Origin of the sequence: Gimesia panareensis (genome assembly GCF_007748155.1) — a bacterium.
Taxonomy (GTDB): domain Bacteria; phylum Planctomycetota; class Planctomycetia; order Planctomycetales; family Planctomycetaceae; genus Gimesia; species Gimesia panareensis.
Genome location: NZ_CP037421.1, coordinates 7,093,433 through 7,111,814 on the forward strand (window position 1 = coordinate 7,093,433; position 18,382 = coordinate 7,111,814).

At 53.3% G+C, this 18,382-nt stretch carries 15 protein-coding genes; 10 read left to right on the top strand and 5 right to left on the bottom strand.

Annotation, left to right across the window (positions count from 1 at the left end; translation table 11 throughout):
• The first annotated feature begins 320 nt into the window (after positions 1-320).
• Positions 321-1,115, top strand: coding sequence for an SDR family NAD(P)-dependent oxidoreductase (locus Enr10x_RS26630; RefSeq protein ID WP_145114693.1), 795 nt, complete (start codon positions 321-323; stop codon positions 1,113-1,115).
• A 2-nt stretch (positions 1,116-1,117) separates the two neighbouring features.
• On the opposite strand, the gene Enr10x_RS26635 is transcribed toward Enr10x_RS26630, so the two are convergent.
• Entirely contained in the window at positions 1,118-1,729 is a 612-nt protein-coding gene (locus Enr10x_RS26635; RefSeq protein WP_145114695.1) for a PilZ domain-containing protein, read from the bottom strand.
• 545 nt (positions 1,730-2,274) lie between these two features.
• On the opposite strand from Enr10x_RS26635, the gene Enr10x_RS26640 reads away from it, so the two are divergent.
• The 9 genes from Enr10x_RS26640 to Enr10x_RS26680 all read left to right on the top strand — a co-directional run bounded on the left by Enr10x_RS26640 (position 2,275) and on the right by Enr10x_RS26680 (position 14,053).
• The gene (locus Enr10x_RS26640; protein ID WP_145114697.1) at positions 2,275-2,763 is read left to right on the top strand and encodes a 3-hydroxyacyl-ACP dehydratase FabZ family protein; all 489 of its coding nucleotides are present in this window, start codon (positions 2,275-2,277) and stop codon (positions 2,761-2,763) included.
• Between the two features lie 74 nt (positions 2,764-2,837).
• Positions 2,838-3,590 carry a 3-oxoacyl-[acyl-carrier-protein] reductase gene (gene fabG / locus Enr10x_RS26645; RefSeq protein ID WP_145114699.1) on the top strand — a complete coding sequence of 251 codons (753 nt, stop codon included), beginning with the start codon at positions 2,838-2,840 and terminating at the stop codon, positions 3,588-3,590.
• A 193-nt stretch (positions 3,591-3,783) separates the two neighbouring features.
• Positions 3,784-4,170 (top strand): acyl carrier protein, encoded by a 387-nt coding sequence (locus Enr10x_RS26650; protein WP_145114701.1) that lies wholly within the window; start codon positions 3,784-3,786, stop codon positions 4,168-4,170.
• Positions 4,171-4,330: 160 nt separating this feature from the next.
• The gene (locus Enr10x_RS26655) at positions 4,331-4,819 is read left to right on the top strand and encodes a 3-hydroxyacyl-ACP dehydratase FabZ family protein (RefSeq protein ID WP_145114703.1); all 489 of its coding nucleotides are present in this window, start codon (positions 4,331-4,333) and stop codon (positions 4,817-4,819) included.
• Positions 4,820-4,995: 176 nt separating this feature from the next.
• Positions 4,996-6,279 carry a beta-ketoacyl-ACP synthase II gene (gene fabF, locus Enr10x_RS26660; RefSeq protein ID WP_145114705.1) on the top strand — a complete coding sequence of 428 codons (1,284 nt, stop codon included), beginning with the start codon at positions 4,996-4,998 and terminating at the stop codon, positions 6,277-6,279.
• 216 nt (positions 6,280-6,495) lie between these two features.
• Complete coding sequence (locus tag Enr10x_RS26665; protein WP_145114707.1) at positions 6,496-7,527, top strand: alpha/beta hydrolase; 1,032 nt, start codon at positions 6,496-6,498, stop codon at positions 7,525-7,527.
• 328 nt (positions 7,528-7,855) lie between these two features.
• Positions 7,856-8,275 (top strand): response regulator, encoded by a 420-nt coding sequence (locus tag Enr10x_RS26670; RefSeq protein WP_145114709.1) that lies wholly within the window; start codon positions 7,856-7,858, stop codon positions 8,273-8,275.
• A gap of 199 nt (positions 8,276-8,474) precedes the next feature.
• Positions 8,475-9,806: a metallophosphoesterase family protein gene (locus Enr10x_RS26675; RefSeq protein WP_145114711.1), complete on the top strand. Its 1,332-nt coding sequence runs from the start codon at positions 8,475-8,477 to the stop codon at positions 9,804-9,806.
• Positions 9,803-14,053, top strand: coding sequence for a DUF4332 domain-containing protein (locus tag Enr10x_RS26680; protein WP_145452052.1), 4,251 nt, complete (start codon positions 9,803-9,805; stop codon positions 14,051-14,053). Before Enr10x_RS26675 ends, Enr10x_RS26680 begins: the two co-directional genes overlap by 4 nt.
• Before the next feature lie 16 nt (positions 14,054-14,069).
• On the opposite strand, the gene Enr10x_RS26685 is transcribed toward Enr10x_RS26680, so the two are convergent.
• The 4 genes from Enr10x_RS26685 to floA all read right to left on the bottom strand — a co-directional run bounded on the left by Enr10x_RS26685 (position 14,070) and on the right by floA (position 18,371).
• Complete coding sequence (locus Enr10x_RS26685; protein ID WP_145452053.1) at positions 14,070-15,272, bottom strand: CinA family nicotinamide mononucleotide deamidase-related protein; 1,203 nt, start codon at positions 15,270-15,272, stop codon at positions 14,070-14,072.
• A gap of 58 nt (positions 15,273-15,330) precedes the next feature.
• Positions 15,331-16,437 carry a glycosyltransferase family 4 protein gene (locus tag Enr10x_RS26690; RefSeq protein ID WP_145114716.1) on the bottom strand — a complete coding sequence of 369 codons (1,107 nt, stop codon included), beginning with the start codon at positions 16,435-16,437 and terminating at the stop codon, positions 15,331-15,333.
• 67 nt (positions 16,438-16,504) lie between these two features.
• Positions 16,505-17,236 carry a hypothetical protein gene (locus Enr10x_RS26695; RefSeq protein ID WP_145114718.1) on the bottom strand — a complete coding sequence of 244 codons (732 nt, stop codon included), beginning with the start codon at positions 17,234-17,236 and terminating at the stop codon, positions 16,505-16,507.
• A gap of 85 nt (positions 17,237-17,321) precedes the next feature.
• Positions 17,322-18,371 (bottom strand): flotillin-like protein FloA, encoded by a 1,050-nt coding sequence (gene floA / locus Enr10x_RS26700; RefSeq protein WP_145114720.1) that lies wholly within the window; start codon positions 18,369-18,371, stop codon positions 17,322-17,324.
• Positions 18,372-18,382 lie beyond the last annotated feature (11 nt).

Genomic DNA, 18,382 nt, shown 5'->3' on the forward strand with positions numbered 1-18,382 from the left:
AAGAAAGCTGTCTCGCTACTGTATTAACTTACTGAAAGCTAAAAACATTCGAGGCGACTCTCAATAATATCTGGATTTTCTGCTAATTCACTTATTATAGAGTACACGATTTTACTCAATTTCCAATGCGAATATCAACCATTTTTGATGTTATCTCGCAATTCCAAAATGCCCAGAATTCAACCTAAACTCCTGTTATTATATACCTTACAACCCTTACAACTGCCATTTTCGTTTTAGTAAACGATTCAGCCCCCCTTTCCTCCTGAATCAGCCCGAAAAACTATACAATAGAACCCCTGTTATATCGAGTTCGAAGCATGCATAACAAATATCAATTCCAGGACCAGGTAGTCATAGTTACAGGTGCCGGCAATGGAATCGGTCGCGCCACCGCAATCATGATGGCGGAAGCCGGTGCTCATGTTTTCGCGGGAGACGTCAAACACCTGGAGGAGAACAGAGAAACCTTCGAACGCCTGGGAATCGTGGAAGCCGTCTGCGATGTTCGCCAGGAATCGCAGGTACAGGCATTGATCGAACAGGCCATCGATCAATACGGAAGAATCGACGTACTGGTCAACAACGCCGGCATCGGTATGGTGAAACAGATCCATCAGGTATCTGAAGAGGAGTGGGATGCCTGTATCGATACAAATCTGAAAGGCACCTTCCTGGGCTGTAAACATGCCATCAAATACATGCTGGCAACCGGCGGAGGTGCGATTGTGAATACAGCCAGTAATGCGGGGCTGCTCCCCCGGGCGCATGACCCGGTTTATTCAATCAGCAAGCATGCTGTTGTGGCCCTCACCGAAAGCCTGGGCCTCTGTCACGGCAAAGATAATATCCGCGTTAACTGCGTCTGCCCGGGTCCTGTGGGAGAGACCGGTATGATGAACGACGACATCGCCCGCGCCGCTGATCCAGATGGTCTGACGCAATCGATGATCCGTGCCAGCCCGATCGCTGCAGCGAACAAGCGGATGATCAGACCTCAGGAAGTCGCCTCGGCCATCTGCTATCTGGCAAGTAAAGATGCCCTGATGGTTTCCGGTACGGCACTGCGCATCGATGGTGGAAAATCCCTGGGAGTCCCGCCACAGGGAATGTAGTTTCAGCCTGCAAAACAGGAAGGAACGTGCTCTTTGAGCAAGCTCACCTGCTGATCCGTGAGCGGGGATACGAGCTTACAGTCCACGCGCCAGAACTCATCGTCCAGGGCTTCACACCGCAAGACTTCGGCTGAAACATTCAGCGAAAAATTCAACTGCGCCTCTTCTACATTCAACTGCAATTGATCGCGCAATTGAAACTGAGACCGGGCAGCAAAGGAAATTCCGTTCCGACTGACATTGATCGCATACCCTTTTTTGCCAGTCCCCTCACCCGTGGAAGCCTGTCCCATTTCGTCCTGATTGAATGCCAGGACAATGGCATCGCTGGAATGCCGGGGAAAGGCACGCCGTTCACCTGGTTGTGCCTGGGGAACTTCTGATCGTCCGGATGTGGCAGATCCAGAATTTTTTCTGTCTTCCAGCTGCTGAAGCAGACGATTCCAGGATCGTCCTGAACCCTTGCGGACCAGTTGATAACCCTGGCCTGCGGCCGTTCTGCATTTTCGGAAAGAAACAGGTTCAATCTCCCGAGTAATCCCGGGAGGTAAAATGTCTTCAATTGACTTTTTTTCTGATGTGACCTGCGGCTGACTCTCTACAATGACATCCATAACTGTAAACCTGTTTCGTACTATCTGACCATCTTTCCCAACACAGGTCCGATCAACAGAAATCAGACCCGTACGCTCTATAAATCTAGGTCAGGAAATGGCTCTCGTCAAAAATCAAATCGACAATTATCCACTCCCCAGTCAGTCAGCATTCGTTCTAAGCGTTGCTGGGACTTCCTATCTCCTCAAATCGAATTCCACCCAGGCTCCGTTTCTGTAGCACGAACCACCCCTGTTAGATATAAACCGTTATTTTATAGACACTTACAGACCATGACGCAAAAACGTTGAAATTTCAGACGATTTCGGGTTTGTCTGACAAGCAACTAGCTTGAGAAACAGGTATCGGGCAATTATACTGCCACGTTTCCAATGACTCTGAAGAAACGAATGAAGTTTTTCGGGTGGATCATCGATAGGGGATTCTATATTTCAAACCGATTGATCGTGACCGGAGTACGAGTGCCCTGATCCCATCAGATTGAGCTCTATTTCCGGTAGCCCCGAAGACACCTTTCCCTGACAGGTAGCGAGATTATACAGACATGCGATTTTCGCTCGTCGATCAAATTTTAGAACTGGAGAAAGGCAAGTCGATCACGGCTGTCAAAAACCTTTCCCTGTCCGAAGAATATTTACAGGACCACTTTCCCGGCTTTGCTGTCATGCCGGGCGTGCTGATGGTGGAATCCATCGTTCAGGCCGGTGCCTGGCTGATGCGGTACACCAACGATTTTGAATTCAGCACAATCCTGCTAAAACAGACCAAGGCCATTCGCTTCAACAGCTTCGTCACTCCCGGCAAACAACTGCGTGTCTCACTGAGCATCCAGAAGTGGGAGGACAACCTGTGCACACTGAAAGCCTCCAGTGAAGTGGAAGGTGAAACGGCTGTCAGTGGACGAATTGTTCTGGAACAGTTTAACCTGGTGGATAAAAATCCCTCGATGGCTGAGAAAGACGCAGAACGGATCAAGGATCTGCAGACTCAGTTTGCTCAGCTCTGGAATCCGGCAAAACAGGCCACGTCCTGAAGTCGAGTCATCCGGAACACGCTTTCTGTCAAAGAACTAACGAATCTTGTTAACTATTTAGATTGGATTGAGGAATGAAACTGGAAGGAAGAGTAGCGTTGGTAACTGGCGGCAGCCGCGGTATTGGAAAATCCGTTGTGCAGGCCCTGGCCCGGGAAGGGGCCAAAGTTGCCTTTGTGTACCGTTCCAGTGCGGAAGCCGCAGAACAGATCGTTAAAGAACTGGCAGACGAAAACTGTGAGGCCTTCGCGATCCAGGCCGACGTCGCCAACAAAGCAGAGGCCGATGCTGTTGTGGAACAGGTCATTGAAAAATGGGAAAAGATTGACATCCTGGTCAACAATGCCGGCATCATCCGTGACGGTCTGCTGGCCACCATGTCTCCTGAAGACTGGCAGGCGGTGATCGACACCAACCTGACCAGCGTCTACAACTTCTCCCAGGCAGTCACCCGTCCAATGATGTCGAAGCGCTATGGACGCATCATCAATATGTCGAGTGTCGCAGCCCACTTCGGCAACGCAGGCCAGTCCAACTACGCTGCCAGCAAAGGGGGCATCATCGGCTTCACCCGCTGCCTGGCTACCGAAGTCGCTAAACGGGGCATCACCGTCAACGCGGTTGCTCCCGGCTTTATCGAAACAGACATGACAGTCGACGTGCGAAACGCCGCCGGCGATCAGATTAAAAAACACATCCCCGCCCGACGTCTGGGTCTTCCAGAAGACATCGCCAATGCGGTACTGTTCTTCGCCAGCGAAGATTCGTCCTACGTCACCGGTCAGACCCTGGCCGTTGATGGTGGACTGACCCTGGGTGGAATTTAATAAGCGTAATATTCGAAGCAGCTCGTCGCTGTGACGAATCGAGATATTTTGTTTTGCCGACAACAGTGGAATTGGGTCAATTCCGTGTGTCGGCAGCGGAAATTGTCAGAATCATCCCTCTCGCCGGATGGTTTTACACAGGCTGGGTCGGCGGGAATAATCGACCTGCGGGTCGAAATCAAGGAGTATTTAGATGCCAACTAGAGATGAAATCTTCGATTCCGTTCGTGAAACACTGGTAGATGCCCTCGGACTGGATGACGACGAAGTAGTGCCCGAAGCCACCCTGATGGGTGACCTTGGTGCAGAATCCATTGACTTTCTGGACATCGCATTCCGTCTGGAAAAAGCGTTCGACATCAAGATTCCCCGTGGGGAACTCTTCCCGGAAAACATCGCTTCTTCCGATTCCGGTTTCGTGAAAGATGGTGTCTTCACCGAAGAAGGGATTGCAGAGCTGCGTGACAAAATGCCTCACGCTGACGTCGATTCTTTCGCCGCTGATCCCAAAGTCGAAAAAATGCAGGACCTGTTCACCGTCGACATGCTGGTGAACTTCCTGGAAGCCCGCCTGAAATAATCAGGCAGGCATCTCTTAAGATACCTTCGACAGCAGCACAGCTCACCCCGGGTGGGCTGTGCCGCTTCGTCTGATCGATCGAACGCTTGGAGCACTTCCTGCTCCACAACCGGTTCGATCTGCTGTCAGCTTTAAGTCACCTGCAATAAGGTTCGCCGCAATGCGCTGGTTCTGGATTGATCGCTTCATTGAATTCGAAAGTGGCTCCTACGCTAAAAGCGTCAAAAATGTGACGCTGGCCGAAGAGCATCTGCACGATCATTTTCCCGGATTTCCGGTCATGCCCGGTTCGTTAATGATCGAAGGGATGGCTCAGACGGGGGGGATTCTACTGGGCGAGATCAACGATTTCGAACATATCGTGATTCTGGCCAAAGTACCGCAGATGACATTCCACAGCTGGGCCTGCCCCGGCGATCAACTCATCTATACCGCCAAAATCACCAATGCGGGTGATGAAGGGGGCGCTGTCGAAGTCACCGCCATGGTAGGGGACCGCCTGGTGGCTGAGGGCAGCATCATCTTTGTTCACCTCGACCAGAGTGATTCCGAATTCGGGAAGATCGACCAGAAAAACTTCGTCTTTTCCATGAATCTGCTGGGCATTCTGGACGTGGGACAGGCGGGAACCGGTGAACATCAGGGGTAGAGCGGCTATTTTTGAAACCTTGGTATGGAAGCCTTGATTCCAAATGGGCTACAATAATAATTCATTGATCGAAGTATCAAACTAAATTACGGGCTGCAAATCACATACGCTGGGTCAAACAACGCCGTGATTTGCCTGCTGTTACCAATTTCAATTTAAAACAAGAATTCAAAGCTATGAACCGCCGTGTTGTGATCACAGGTATTGGGGCCATCACTCCTTTGGGAAAAACCGTGGAAGATACCTGGAAGGCACTCCAGGAGTCCAAATGCGGGATCTCCAACATCACTCACTTTGACGCCTCCAATTTTCCCACCCGCTTCGCAGCCGAGGTCCACGACTTCCACCTGGAAGACTATGTCGATAACCTCGACCGCTTTGAATATTCAGGACGCAACATCCGCTACGCCATCGGCGCAGCCACACAGGCCGTCAAAGATTCAGGAATCCTGGATGACGACTTTGATCCTGCCACGTTCGGCGTCTATCTCGGTGCCGGCGAAGGACAACAGGACTTCTACCAGTTCATGAAGCTGATCGCCCAGGCACAGAACGACGGTGAAGTCGATCTGGAAAAATTCACCAAGGCTGGTCTGGAACAGCTCAATCCACTGTTCGAGCTGGAACAGGAACCAAACATGCCGGCCGGCCACCTGGCCAGCCTGTTCAATGCCCAGGGCCCCAACCTGAACTGCCTGACTGCCTGTGCCGCCTCCAGCCAGGCGATTGGTGAAGCCTCTGAACTGATTCGTCGTGGCGATGTTGATATCATGCTCTCCGGCGGTGCTCACAGCATGATCCACCCCTTCGGCGTCACCGGATTCAGCCTGCTGACCGCCCTCTCCACTCACAACGAAGATCCTGCCAAAGCATCGCGTCCTTTTGACCGCAACCGGGATGGTTTCGTGCTGGGTGAAGGTGCCGGGATGATGATTCTGGAAGATCTCGAACGGGCCCAGAAACGGGGCGCTAAGATTTATGGCGAACTGGTTGGCTACGGCTCCAGTGCAGACGCCTACCGCGTCACCGATATTCATCCAGACGGACGCGGGGCCATCAAGTGCATCAAAATGGCGATGAGCCATGCCAATCTCAACCCCGAGGACATTCACTACATCAACGCCCACGGGACCAGCACTGCCGTCAACGATAAAGTGGAAACCAGAGCGATCAAAGGCGCGCTCGGCGATACCGCCTACAAGGTTCCTGTCTCCAGTATCAAGAGTATGATGGGCCACCTGATTGCCGCCGCAGGCAGCGTGGAAGCCATCACCTGTCTGATGGCGATTCGTGACAATGTGGTGCCCCCCACGATTAACTACGAAACTCCTGACCCGGACTGCGACCTGGATTACATTCCCAACGAAGCCCGCCAGAAGGAAGTCACAACGGCACTCTCGAACAGTTTTGGATTTGGTGGTCAGAATATCTCTCTGATCTTCTCAGAATTTAACGGATAAAATGCTGCGAATTCGAATCAGATATTTCACAATATCTCGCAAACCATCCAGATTAACAGAGACGCTCGTGCAAAAACCGATTACACTGTAACCAGACTCGCAGCTCTCGATGAGTTTGAGACTTGCGGGTAATGTGTCATCATGATTTAAAACCACTTATGATCACCGTCGCTGTAGCGGGCTTCAGCAGCGGCATCACTTCCAAGGGAGACGGTAGTGAATTGGTTGTTCTGGTGCCTGCTGATCCTTATCGGCATCGAGTTGATCATCCAATATTGCATTATGCGAGCCGCTTATCCCGTACTCTTTGCGCCGCTCACAGATCGCTTTCAACTCGCCGGCACACTCTCTAATCTGCCGGAAGAAGACTCGGGAATTCGTATTCAGTCTGTCTCCTTTCCCTCCATCGATGGACTGACGCTGCGAGGTCTGGTTGCCCTCCCCAGACAGACTCCACCGCGAGGAGTGATCCTCTTCTGCCATCCCTTCAAACTCTCAGGACAGATCGGTCTCTATCAATGTCGCGGCCTGCTGGATGCTGGATTTGCAGTCTTCACTTTTGACTTTCGTAATCACGGCAAAAGCGATCAGGATCCCCAATACAATTCAGTCCACTGGCTTTCAGAACATGAACTCAATGATATCCGTGCCGCAATCAGACACCTCCGCCAGCACCCGGAACTGAAACAGCTCCCTCTCGGTATGCTGGGGATGTGCCGCGGTGCCGGAGCTGCCCTGGCAGTCGCTGCGCAGAAATCCGAGATTCAATACGTCGCCTGTGAAGGAGCATTTATCAATGAGGAACTCTTCCTGGACCATGCGATCCGCTGGGGGGAACGGTTCCTGCCGCGACTGTTCATTCAGCTGGTTCCCACCTGGGAAGTGACCCGCGCCTTTCGCATCATGATCTGGTTCTCTCAACGTCGACAAGGCTGCCGCTTCGTCAATCTCAAACCCCTGCTCCACTCTCTGAAAAATCGTCAATTGCTGTTCTTTGTGGGAGAAAACGATCAAAGCGTCGTGCCTCGCATGACAGATCTGATCATCCGGCGCATACAGCACTCAAAAACGACCCCCTGTCAGCTCCCGGAAGCAGTTCATAACGCAGGACGCTTTGCCCAGCAGAAACTTTATGACCAGCGGCTGATTGAGTTCTTCTCCCAGATGGCTGACTCACATGATCAAACTGCCGGCTCCGCTGCGGACAAGGAACTGGTTTCCGAATCGGAACTTGTCTCTCACCAGTAGATGATTCAATTCCGTGAAGAAACTGCCTGGAAAACATTCCTCCGACGCCCCTCATTCTTTACGCACTCCTGCCTATTTGACAGAGAATATCGGGGCTCCGTATGGATAAAATTACAGCTGCAGAGTCTTTAGCTTTCTTAAATCAATATCCTAACCCTTTAATAAATAATGACTTGAAGCTGCGCAACCTGTTTCTACCTGACATTGGTATCTGATTTGCTACCAGTTTACCTGTTGAATCACTCTTTGCCCGATCTCGATTTTGAGATAGGGTTTCCTTAAATCCCTCTGTTCCAGTGGGCCACAGATATTCCCGGTGAGCTGTGTTATGGTCAAAGCCAGATCGCAAACTCCTTATCAATTACTGATCGCTGATGACGACTCCGGTTTCCGTGAAGTCCTCAGAGAGGTATTGGCCCCCTATTTCCAGCTGTTCGAAGCCGAATCTGGCGAACAAGCCATTGAACTCGTCGAACAGACCCACGTCGACATCGTGCTGCTCGACATGCATATGGACATTCTGACAGGATTGGAAGCAGTTCGGATCCTGAAGCAGATCAACGCCCTGCTGCCCTGCATTCTGATAACCGCTGATGCGACCGATGAATTACGCCAGGATGCAAGTGCTGCAGACGCCTACGAAGTCCTGTCTAAGCCTGTTAAACGACAGGAGTTAGTCACTACGGTTTCCCACGCTCTGGTTGAGACCTACCAGGATCCCAACATCCCTTTCTGGCTGGGTAACTGAGACCGGCCTTCGAAACGCATTCCGGCAGTCACGCTGCTTGACCCACTGCATTTTTCGCAGAATCGACTTTTCTTAAACTGCACAGTGAAGTACACTTCGGCCCGAAATTAATTTCTGGAATGCTGACCTGCGCCCTGCGTTCCCCTCGGGCCATGGAGATTTTGTAGCAAGCAGGTCATGCGGCGGAAAGGAGTCTGCCATGTCATACGTACCAACCCGGTTTATCCATGCCGCGAACCTGCGCCTCGATCATCAGCCGCAGGGGATCGCTGTCGTTTCCGATGCAGCACAGCAGCTGCTCGAGGACAGTACGCTGACCTGTTTTTCTAATCTGATCCAGTCTTGCCTGGATCAGGAAGTCGATTTCCTGCTGCTGACGGGAAATACATTCGTCGAAGCAGATCATAGTAATCGTGCCCGGATTGCCCTGATTGATGGCTTTCAGAAACTGGCCGCACGCAACATCCCGGTCCTGGTCATCCCCGGCGAATCAGATCCCCTCAGTGCCTGGGATCTGCAATACCACTGGCCTGAAAACGTCAACTTCTTTTCTCCCGGTGATCATGAACGGTTCGACATTCTCCGTGATACAGAAACCGTCGCCACCCTGCAGCTCTTCGGTTCAGCGCCTGCCAAAACCTACCAGTCCCTGAAACTGAAACAGCGCAACCAGCTCTTTAACAAACACAACCAGCGGCCCCTGTCGATTGGCTGTATGACTCCCGCTTCCTCGGCAAGTACCCAGGAATCGGCCACCTTTGAACTCGATTCCTTCTCGCTGGCCGTTCCGGATGCATTCCAGAACGACGATGACAGCAATGAAGTCGCCGTGGACTATCTCTCCCTCTACAAAGGGACCAGCCATCATACATTTGAAATGCAGCCCGGCGTCGCCCATCATCCGGGAACTCCGCAGGGGTTGAATTTCAGTGAGTACCAGAAAAACGGAGTGACGCTGGCCACCGTCAACTCAGAAACACCGCTGGAACTGAGACGACTCAAAGTCGCACCAGTCCGCTGGCTCCCCGTGGAACTGCAGCTGGAGCCACACACCTCTGCTGCCCAACTCAAACAACTGATGAAGTCAGCGTTACTTTCGCGCAAACCAGGCAAACACGAACAGCTCTGGATGATGCGCTGGAACCTTACCGGAAGCGGCGCGCTGCTCGATTCTCTGGACGACAGCACACAACAGGCGGAACTGATTTTAGAGTTGCAGCAGGAACTCGATGGGCATCCGCTTCCATTGCTGGAGCATGTTTTCGCACTCCAGTTCAGCCCGACAGAAAACAATCAGGAATCAGGCACTGAGCTGACTCAACGTTATCTGCGACAGGTGGAGTCATTCCACTCACGCATTGATGCCCCCCTTGAGCGACTGATCGCACACGCCGGTCACCTCGATCAGACCTGGCATCAGCGGTTGAGTACGATCGCTGCAGAACTGGACGAACAGCAGATCTTCAATACAGCCATCCGCAATGGACAGTCCTGGCTCAACATTTCGACGGATGAGGAACTCCACTCATGAAAATTAATCGCATTCATGTCGACCGGTTTGGAAACTGGCATGACCTGAATCTGGCTCCCCTGCAGGCGGGAATCAACGTCTTTTATGGTCCGAATGAAACGGGCAAATCGACCCTGATGCGCATGATCCGGGGCATCCTCTACGGCTTCCGTTCCGAGGAAATCCGCGAGCATGTGCGCGTACCGGATTCCACTCCCTGGTCGGCCCTGCTGGATATCAAACATCAGGGACAGCGTTACGAAATTCGCCGTCAGTCAAAAAATGGCGGGCGTGGCCAGTTCTCCTTCCAGGCAGAATCACGCGGTATTTCCAGCCAGGAACTGCTGACCTCGCTCCACGCGGGGGTCAAAGAAAGCGTCTACGAAAATGTGTTCGCCATCGGCCTGAATGAGCTACAGGAACTGGGCACACTGCACGGCGATCAGGTCGCCAGACACATTTACGGACTGTCACTCGGACCGGAAGGCCAGGCGATCCTTGATGTCTCCCGGCATATTGCAGAAAACAGACAGACCTGTTTGAGCCATGATCTGAAATCCGGCTCACTGGTTGACCTCTACCGACAACTCGATGAAGTCAATGCGCAGCTGGCAAACCTCCAACAGCAATCACAGCGTTTCTATCATCTGTCCAATGAACTGCAACAGCTGCGTGAAGAATCAGACAGTCTGAAAAAACGGAAGTCCGGCCTGCAGTATCAGATTCGGGGGCACCGTTTCCTGGAACGGGTCTTCAAACCCTGGCAGGAAGTGCAACACCTGCATCAAAAACTGAAACAGCTGCCTGTTGTCCACGACTTTCCCGTTGATGGTATCGCCCTGCTTGATGACTACGATCAGCAGATCAGACAGACGGAAGCGAAACTGATCGAAGTCAAAGCCGAGATCAAACGGCTCCGTAAAGAAATCGAACAGTACGAATCGGACAATGAACTGCTGGACCATGCTGCGCAGATCCAGAGTCTGGCAGACCAGAAAGACTGGATTGCTTCCCTGGAACAGGACTTTAAAGATGGCCAGACCGAAGTTCGCCGACTGGAACAGATTCTGGAACAGTACCGCCCCCAGAATCTCTCCGTCGATGCGCTGGAGCACATCCAGGCCACTCCCGATAACAATCAGCGTCTGATCCAGTCTGCCCGCGAATATCGGGCGGCTTCACTGAAACGAAAACAGGCTCACCAGCGCTACAAAAAAGTCTCCCGCCGCTATCAGAAAAAACTGGCTGAGCTGCAGGAAAAATCAGGACGCCTGCTGAATGGACATTCCATCGAACAGGAACTGCAGCGTGCCCGCGAACGGATGCAGCATCTCGAACGACTCAGCCAGCTCCGTTTCCGCGAATCCGAATTCTCCATTCGACAGGAAGCCGTCCGCGAACAACTGGAACGCCTGCAGACACATTCCCGGATTCCCGGCTGGGCTAAAAAAACACTCTTCGGTTTTGCCATCGCAGGCACTCTGCTGCTCCTGGCAGGTATCTGGCGCGGTGTGACCGATGCCACCCTGGTCGGTGTCATCTACTGCCTGACCGGCCTGTTCCTGGGAGGCATCACCTGGGCCATCAAGAAGCATTTTGAAATTGATGTCAACGATCAGGCCGAAGAACTCCAGGATGAAAACTGGGCTCTGGATGTGCACCTGCGAGAAACACGACAGGAAATCGATCGACTGCTGGAAGACGAGTATTTCGCCCTCAAGCTGGTCAAAGAAGGCCACTCCCTCAGTAATCAACGTCACCGCGAGCAGGTTCCCGCGTTGAACTTTAACGACGAGAACATCCTGCGCACCGAGCTGCTGCATGACCTGGCTTTCAAAATTTCAGAACTGGAACAACTCCAGGCAGCCCAGGCACAGGTTCAGAAAACCCGACAGCGACTGGTGCGTCTCCGCAACCGGTCGCAGGAAATCCAGCGAGAATTCAGCAGTAAACGCCATGAATGGTGCGAATGCCTGAAACAGCTGGGCCTCACTGAGACACTCAAAATTGAAGACGCTTTCCGCATGTGGCATCAGATCTCCAATGCCAGCCTGTATGCCACTCAGCGTGCGCAGGAACAACGACGCATTAAACCGCTCGGCGATATCGTGAATATGTTCTACCGCCGCGTCCGTGAACTGGGACTGAAACTGAATCGGAACCAGCAGCAACTCGATCGCCCCTTCGAGGTGGTTACCGAATGGGAACGCGAACTCGAACTGCTCTCCGGTCAGCGTAAGGAACGGGCTCGACTCCGCAAAGAAGAAAAACGACTGCGTGAGGAAGCTGAGAGCCTGCAACTGACGCTGGAAGAAATCAAGCATCAGCGTTCCAGTCTGTTGATCCAGGGAGGGGCTGCCAACCGGGAGGAATTCCTGCAGCGGGCATCTGCCATCGAAGATCGACTGCAGCTCGAAGAGCTGTTCGCTGACGCACAGGCCGAACTCGAACAGATCAGCCGCAGCGAACAGGAAATGGCGATCGTGGAAGACGATCTGCTCAACTTCGATCTGCAGCAGAATACCGAACACCTCGAAATGCTCAACCTGGAACTGGAAGACATCGAACGCGATCTGGTCAATGTCGCCGAAAACATGGGGCGGCTCAAACAGGATTACCAGCATGCCAAAACCGATCGCAGCTCTGCCCGGCTCCGTTTCCGACGCGAACAGATTCAGGAACAGATCCGGCAGGCCGGCGCACAATGGTTCTCGACCGAACTCTCCGCGGTAGGCATCGCCGAACTGCGATCCGAATTCGAACGGACCAGCCAGCCCGAAACGCTGGCCATCGCTTCCGATTATCTGCGCCAGCTGACCAATGAGAAATACACCAATATCTGGACCCCGCTCGGCGAACAGTTCCCCAAAATCGACGACGACGAGGGGCACACGCTGACCGTCGATGAACTCAGCAGCGGTACCCGCGAACAATTGTTCCTGGCGATCCGACTGGCGATGGTGGAACGCTTCCGCAATCAGGGAGTACAGCTCCCGATGATCCTGGACGATGTCCTCGTCAATTTCGACCAGGAACGAACCCGGGCCGCCATCAAAACTCTGAACGCGGTCGCCGCCAAAGGCCAGCAGATCCTGCTCTTCACCTGTCATCTGCATCTGACACAGCTCTTCGAGGAACAGGGGATCACAGCCGTCCGCCTGCCGGCCTCCGATGCACAACGAAGCCGAAACACTGCTTTTGAAACGTCCACTTTCATTGAAGAAGACGATTCTGAACCGGAAGCTTTCTCAACATTCGAAGAGTATGACTCGGACGAAGAACCAGAAACACTCGAAGTTCTTCCCTATGAACTCGACTGGTCTGATCCACTGGACTGTCTCTCAGGATTGAGTGCGGCTCAGATCCAGCTGTTGACAGAAGCAGATATCTGGACGATCCAGGACCTGCTGTCCCATTCCGCTGACGAGATTGCCGGCAGGATTCCCGATGAAAACCTGACCGCAGGTCTGATCTTCGAATGGCAGAGTCAGGCCCGCCTGGCCGCCTGCATTCGCGGACTGGCTCCTCCACATGCAATCCTGCTGGTTTCCTGTGGCATCACCGAGCCGGAAGAAATCGCCAGCCTGTCGTTTGAGGAACTCTGGTCACTGGTCCAATCCTGCCAGGATGCTACAGAGAATCAGCATCCGGTTGTCATCACAGAAACCCGGGTAGAGCAGTGGATCCTGGGAGCGCAACAGGCACGTGCATTCTCACCTCATTCATCCAGTGCGATCACGAAGTCAGAGCAGGCGGAATCATTGCAGGACAATCGAGAGTACCGCCGAGACGACTCGCATTCCACTCCCGATGCCCAGGGACCGAACATCCCCCCTTTTTACCTGGATCGTTCGATGCCCGTTGAAGATGCCCCGTCCATCGGTCCCAAGACAGCAGAACGTCTGGAAGCGGCCAATATCTTCACTGTAAAGGATCTGCTCGAGTGCAATCCTCAATATGTTGCGAATAAACTCAACGTGCAGCACATCCGCAAACAGACCATTCGCAAATGGATCAGACAGACAACGCTGGTATGTTGCATCCCGGGACTCCGCGGTCATGACGCCCAGATTCTGGAAGGCTGCGGCCTGACTGACCCAGCGACAATCGGCCGAACTTCTCCGCAGGAACTGCTCGGAAAAGTGAATTCGTTCCTGAAAACCAAAAAGGGACAACGCATCCTGAGAGACGCCAAACGCCCGGATCTGGACGAAGTCACGGACTGGGTCCGCTGGTCGCAGAAAGCCCGGGAGCTCAGGGCCGCCTGATTTCAGGAATGACGGTTTAACGTTCGATCTTCATCAGCTTCCGTCGCAACAGGTCCAGCGCCGCTTTGCTGATGCGACTCTTGGCAATCGCTCGATTCACCGTCAGACCGATTTCCTCTGCCCAGGCTCCCTCGGCCCCCGCCAGTGCCACAAATGCCTGTGGTGCCGCTTCGCGATCCTGCCAGGATTGATTCAGGTCCAGCAGAATGGCCAGACCATAGTCGGCTCCCTGCGTCTCCCGTGTGGTTTTCGCCAACACCAGCGCACCATCTGTATCAAAGGGATGCTGATGCACCAGCACTGTCCCCCCTTTGAAACAATCCGCAGAACCAGCCACTTCCGTCAGACGATAAGACAACAGCCCTCCCGTTCCGCATTCACTGGTCGCGAGAGTCTGCTGTCTCTCGTTTAACAACGTCACCACCACATGTTCCAGCTCTTCGTCTTCATAACCGAAAATATAATCGCCCAGCTTCTCACGGATCTGCTCATATGTGGCGGAGATCTTCTGCTCGCAATCCTCGTTCGACTCTCCGATCGCTTTGATCCGCAGGGTAATCGTCGCTTCATGAGCCGTGATACCCACTTCCGGATCCCGGCCCCGACTGGTGATATCTCCCAGCAGTTCTTCCGTCTTCGATTCTCCCACTCCAAAACAGTTGATGCGGGCAAAACGAATAATCCTGGTCCCCCGCACCAGCCGCGGTAGAACCGACTGAAAAAACATCGGCTTCATTTCTGAAGGGACGCCCGGCATTGCCGCGATATGACAGTTCCCTGCGTCTCCCTCTCGGGGAACCGTCATCCAGATTCCCGGCGCGGTGCCATGCTCATTCGGAATCGGTTCCGCGCCCTGCGGAAACATTGCCTGAATCCGGTTCCGTTCGGGCATCTCGCGGTACCGTTTCTGAAACATGCTTTCGATGATCTCCAGCGATTCTGCATCGAGCACCAGGTCCGCGTCAGTAAGTCCTGCCATCGCCTGTCGCGTCAGATCGTCCAGGGTCGGCCCCAGTCCCCCGGTGATCAGAACCAGATCAGAACGGGACGCCGACAACCGTAACTGGGCAACCATCTCATCCAGGTTGTCCGCGATCGTCGTATGAAAGTGGGTCGAAATGCCGACCGCAGCCAGTTCCGTACTCAACCACTGGCTGTTCGTGTCCAGCTTTTCTCCGTTGGTCAGCTCACTGCCAATCGCAATAATCTCTGCTTGCATTCTCAGGTTCCGTCTCAAGCGGGTTTAACCGCCGGTTTTCTGCTGTGATGCCTGTACTTCAGGCACTGCCTGTTTTGACCGCTCCGTGCAGGGCCAGTTGATATTGTTCCACCGTCTTCTCGACCATCGTCTCCACTCGAAACTGCTCCCGCACCAGCTCGCGTGCCGATTCCCCCATCGCCCGCGCTTTCAACGGATCATGCAGCAGATTAAGAATACTGTTGGCCAGCGCTTCACTGTTGGAAGGAGGAATTACGAGACCGGTCTCTCCATCGCGGATCACCGAATAGACACCCCCGACTCCGGTCGCAATGACGGGCTTAGCCAGTGCCATCGCTTCCAGCATGATTGTTCCCAGCCCCTGTCTCAAAGAGGGCAGACAGAAAATATCCATCGCCTCCAGTGAGATCGCGAAGTCATACAGGTTGGGAACAAAGGTTACATTCTCCGTAATTTCCAGATCGCGGGCCAGGTGTCGCAGATTCCCTTCTTCGGGCCCCGCCCCGGAAATCAGAAACTGCACCTCCGGATTTTCCGCCAGCACGCGGCTGGCGGCCCCCAGAAAGTAGGGCAACCCCTTGATCGCTTCCAGTGGCCCCGCTGTTCCGACCACTGGCTGGTGATCGCGTGATAGAACCGGCGACAGATGGGAAACATCGGGCACATCCACACCGCTGGAAATCACCAGTACAAAATCTTCCGGCAGGCCGGTCCGGGCGAGCAGATCTTTTTTGACCGATTCACTGACCGTAATGATCCCTTTACACCACCGCAGATCAATCCGCAGCCTTTCATCGCTCTGCAGGTAATCATTCACCGTGAGCAGAAATGGACGCTTCAACTTGCGGGCCAGCCACTGCCCCTGCGGGAGCACGTGACGCGATTGAATGTGAATCAGGTCCGGCAGATTCTTTTCCGCTTCCTGTTTGACCAGACGCAGGACTGCCTGCCCCAGAATCGGCGTATTCAGATTTCGATACTCGGTAATATCCAGTTTGCTGCGAATTCCCGGATCCACTTTCGAGGCATCGGGACAGACCACACGCGCCCGGATTCCATATTCGGCAGTATAGTGGGCCAGCCGCAGGGTGTAGGCAGAAGTTCCCCGAAGTTCAAACGGCCCGGCAAACAGCAATACTTTCGTCGAGGAATCTGCTTTACTCATTCACTCTATTTCCAGCGCTGTACCGCTTCAGCTCATTTCCGGGAGACATGACTGCGAAAGCTCCTCTTCAGGAACGGCGACGTGATTTAGGAGGGGAGAGAATTTCGCTCAAAATATAAGCCTGGCGAAATGACTGACGATCCTTCAACGCTTCCCGAATCAAACTCGCAGCTCCTTTGCGGGGGCCGAGTGTAGTCCCATCTGCCGATCGCATACCGAATGTATCTGAAAGATGTTGGCCAACCTTACTGTCAATCTGGCTATGCACGCGTGACTTGATATGTTTCTTCTGCGACTTTTCGATCCGATCGCGTAACGAACCTCCCAGGCGTTTCTGCCGCTCTTCCTCTTCCCGCTGGTTACGTTCGCGGTGTGAGACGTGTTTCTTCTTGTTCGCTTTCTGAGCAGGGACCTTTCCGCTGGCCTGCTGCTTTTGCTGGTAGCCGCGCGAGGAAGATTGCGTCGACCGGCGCTGGCGCTGTTGACGACGCGGGGGCTGGGGAGACGAAGCGACCGCCTCAATGCCGTCATCCTCGAATAAATCAATTTCGACAGGTTCAGCTGCCCGGGCCTGTCTCGGCTTTCGTTCCGGTTGCTTTTCCTGCTGAGGATTCATCGCATCCTGCAGAAACTTCTCCAGTTCTTTCTGCAGTTGTGCTTTTTCCTTCGTTTTACCGGGCTGAGCTTTATTTTTTTCCTTGGCAGCATTTGCAATGGCGCTGGCAGCACTGATCAACAGAATCAGGATCCCAAAAACGGCTCCGCCCCAGTCTCCTGCTGCTAAGATTAAAAGATTCATATTTCACCTCAGTCGCCGTTGATTGATTCCTGGCTTGCGTTTATGCATGCCATTCATTCCGTTCAAGGATGGAAGCGCGCCCCCCCTAGTTAGATGCCGTGGACTCCCGTTCGGGAGTACCAATCATATCACGCATCTTGGTATCCGCCTGCACGTTTTTCAGTTCATAATAGTCAAGAATGCCAATTTTTCCGGTCCGAAATGCATCGGCAATCGCTTCAGGAACCTTGGCTTCAGCCAGAACCACCTGGGCTCGATTTTCCTGAGTTAAGGCCACCATTTCCTGTTCGCGTGCCTTCTGCTCTGCTCGACGCTGTTCTGCTTTTGCCTGGGCCACGCGCATCTCAGCTTCAGCGTGGTCCGCCTGCAATCGAGCACCAATGTTCTCGCCAACATCAATATCGGCAATATCAATCGATACAATCGTGTAAGCAGTCTGCTTTTCCAGACCTTCGTTTAATACGATTTGTGTGATCTTGTCCGGATTTTCCAGTACCTGCTCGTACGTTGCTGTGGATCCGATGGCCTGCACGATCCCCTGTCCCACACGGGCGATCACGGTCTCTTCCGTCGCTCCACCCACCAGCTGTTTGAGGTTGGTCCGTACGGTCACGCGGGCACGCACATTCAATTGAATCCCGTCGCCGGCCACCGCATCCAGTGTGCTGTTGGTTTTGCGGGGATCGGGACAGTCAATCACCTTGGGATAAACGCTGGTTCGCACCGCATCCAGAATATCCCGGCCCGCCAGGTCGATCGCCTGGGCCGACTGCCAGTCCAGATCGATTTTGGCCCGCTGGGCGGCAATCAGCGCTCGAATCACGTTCGGCACGTTACCACCGGCCAGGTAATGGGCTTCCAGGTCGCGGGTGGAAATATCATAGGACTTCGTAATCCCCGCCTGGATCGCCATGATTTTACTGCGGACGATAATCGTGGGGTTCACTTTACGAAGCGTCATCATCAGCAGATTGAAAAAACCAATCTTGGCATTGGTTAATTTACACTGTATCCACAGACCGGCAAATCGGGCAAACAGAGCACCGACAAACAACACAACCAGAAAGACGACAATTCCCGCAATCCATATGAGGGTGGAAGTATTGTCTGCCGCTAAAAGATTCAAGGTGCTCATTCCTGCTTTCC

What these genes read in the sequence shown, in the direction of transcription:
- Enr10x_RS26630 (WP_145114693.1), top strand. Translation starts at nt 321, where the DNA reads ATGCATAACAAATATCAATTCCAGGACCAGGTAGTCATAGTTACAGGT.
- Enr10x_RS26635 (WP_145114695.1), bottom strand. Translation starts at nt 1,729, where the DNA reads ATGGATGTCATTGTAGAGAGTCAGCCGCAGGTCACATCAGAAAAAAAG.
- Enr10x_RS26640 (WP_145114697.1), top strand. Translation starts at nt 2,275, where the DNA reads ATGCGATTTTCGCTCGTCGATCAAATTTTAGAACTGGAGAAAGGCAAG.
- fabG (WP_145114699.1), top strand. Translation starts at nt 2,838, where the DNA reads ATGAAACTGGAAGGAAGAGTAGCGTTGGTAACTGGCGGCAGCCGCGGT.
- Enr10x_RS26650 (WP_145114701.1), top strand. Translation starts at nt 3,784, where the DNA reads ATGCCAACTAGAGATGAAATCTTCGATTCCGTTCGTGAAACACTGGTA.
- Enr10x_RS26655 (WP_145114703.1), top strand. Translation starts at nt 4,331, where the DNA reads ATGCGCTGGTTCTGGATTGATCGCTTCATTGAATTCGAAAGTGGCTCC.
- fabF (WP_145114705.1), top strand. Translation starts at nt 4,996, where the DNA reads ATGAACCGCCGTGTTGTGATCACAGGTATTGGGGCCATCACTCCTTTG.
- Enr10x_RS26670 (WP_145114709.1), top strand. Translation starts at nt 7,856, where the DNA reads ATGGTCAAAGCCAGATCGCAAACTCCTTATCAATTACTGATCGCTGAT.
- Enr10x_RS26675 (WP_145114711.1), top strand. Translation starts at nt 8,475, where the DNA reads ATGTCATACGTACCAACCCGGTTTATCCATGCCGCGAACCTGCGCCTC.
- Enr10x_RS26680 (WP_145452052.1), top strand. Translation starts at nt 9,803, where the DNA reads ATGAAAATTAATCGCATTCATGTCGACCGGTTTGGAAACTGGCATGAC.
- Enr10x_RS26685 (WP_145452053.1), bottom strand. Translation starts at nt 15,272, where the DNA reads ATGCAAGCAGAGATTATTGCGATTGGCAGTGAGCTGACCAACGGAGAA.
- Enr10x_RS26690 (WP_145114716.1), bottom strand. Translation starts at nt 16,437, where the DNA reads ATGAGTAAAGCAGATTCCTCGACGAAAGTATTGCTGTTTGCCGGGCCG.
- Enr10x_RS26695 (WP_145114718.1), bottom strand. Translation starts at nt 17,236, where the DNA reads ATGAATCTTTTAATCTTAGCAGCAGGAGACTGGGGCGGAGCCGTTTTT.
- floA (WP_145114720.1), bottom strand. Translation starts at nt 18,371, where the DNA reads ATGAGCACCTTGAATCTTTTAGCGGCAGACAATACTTCCACCCTCATA.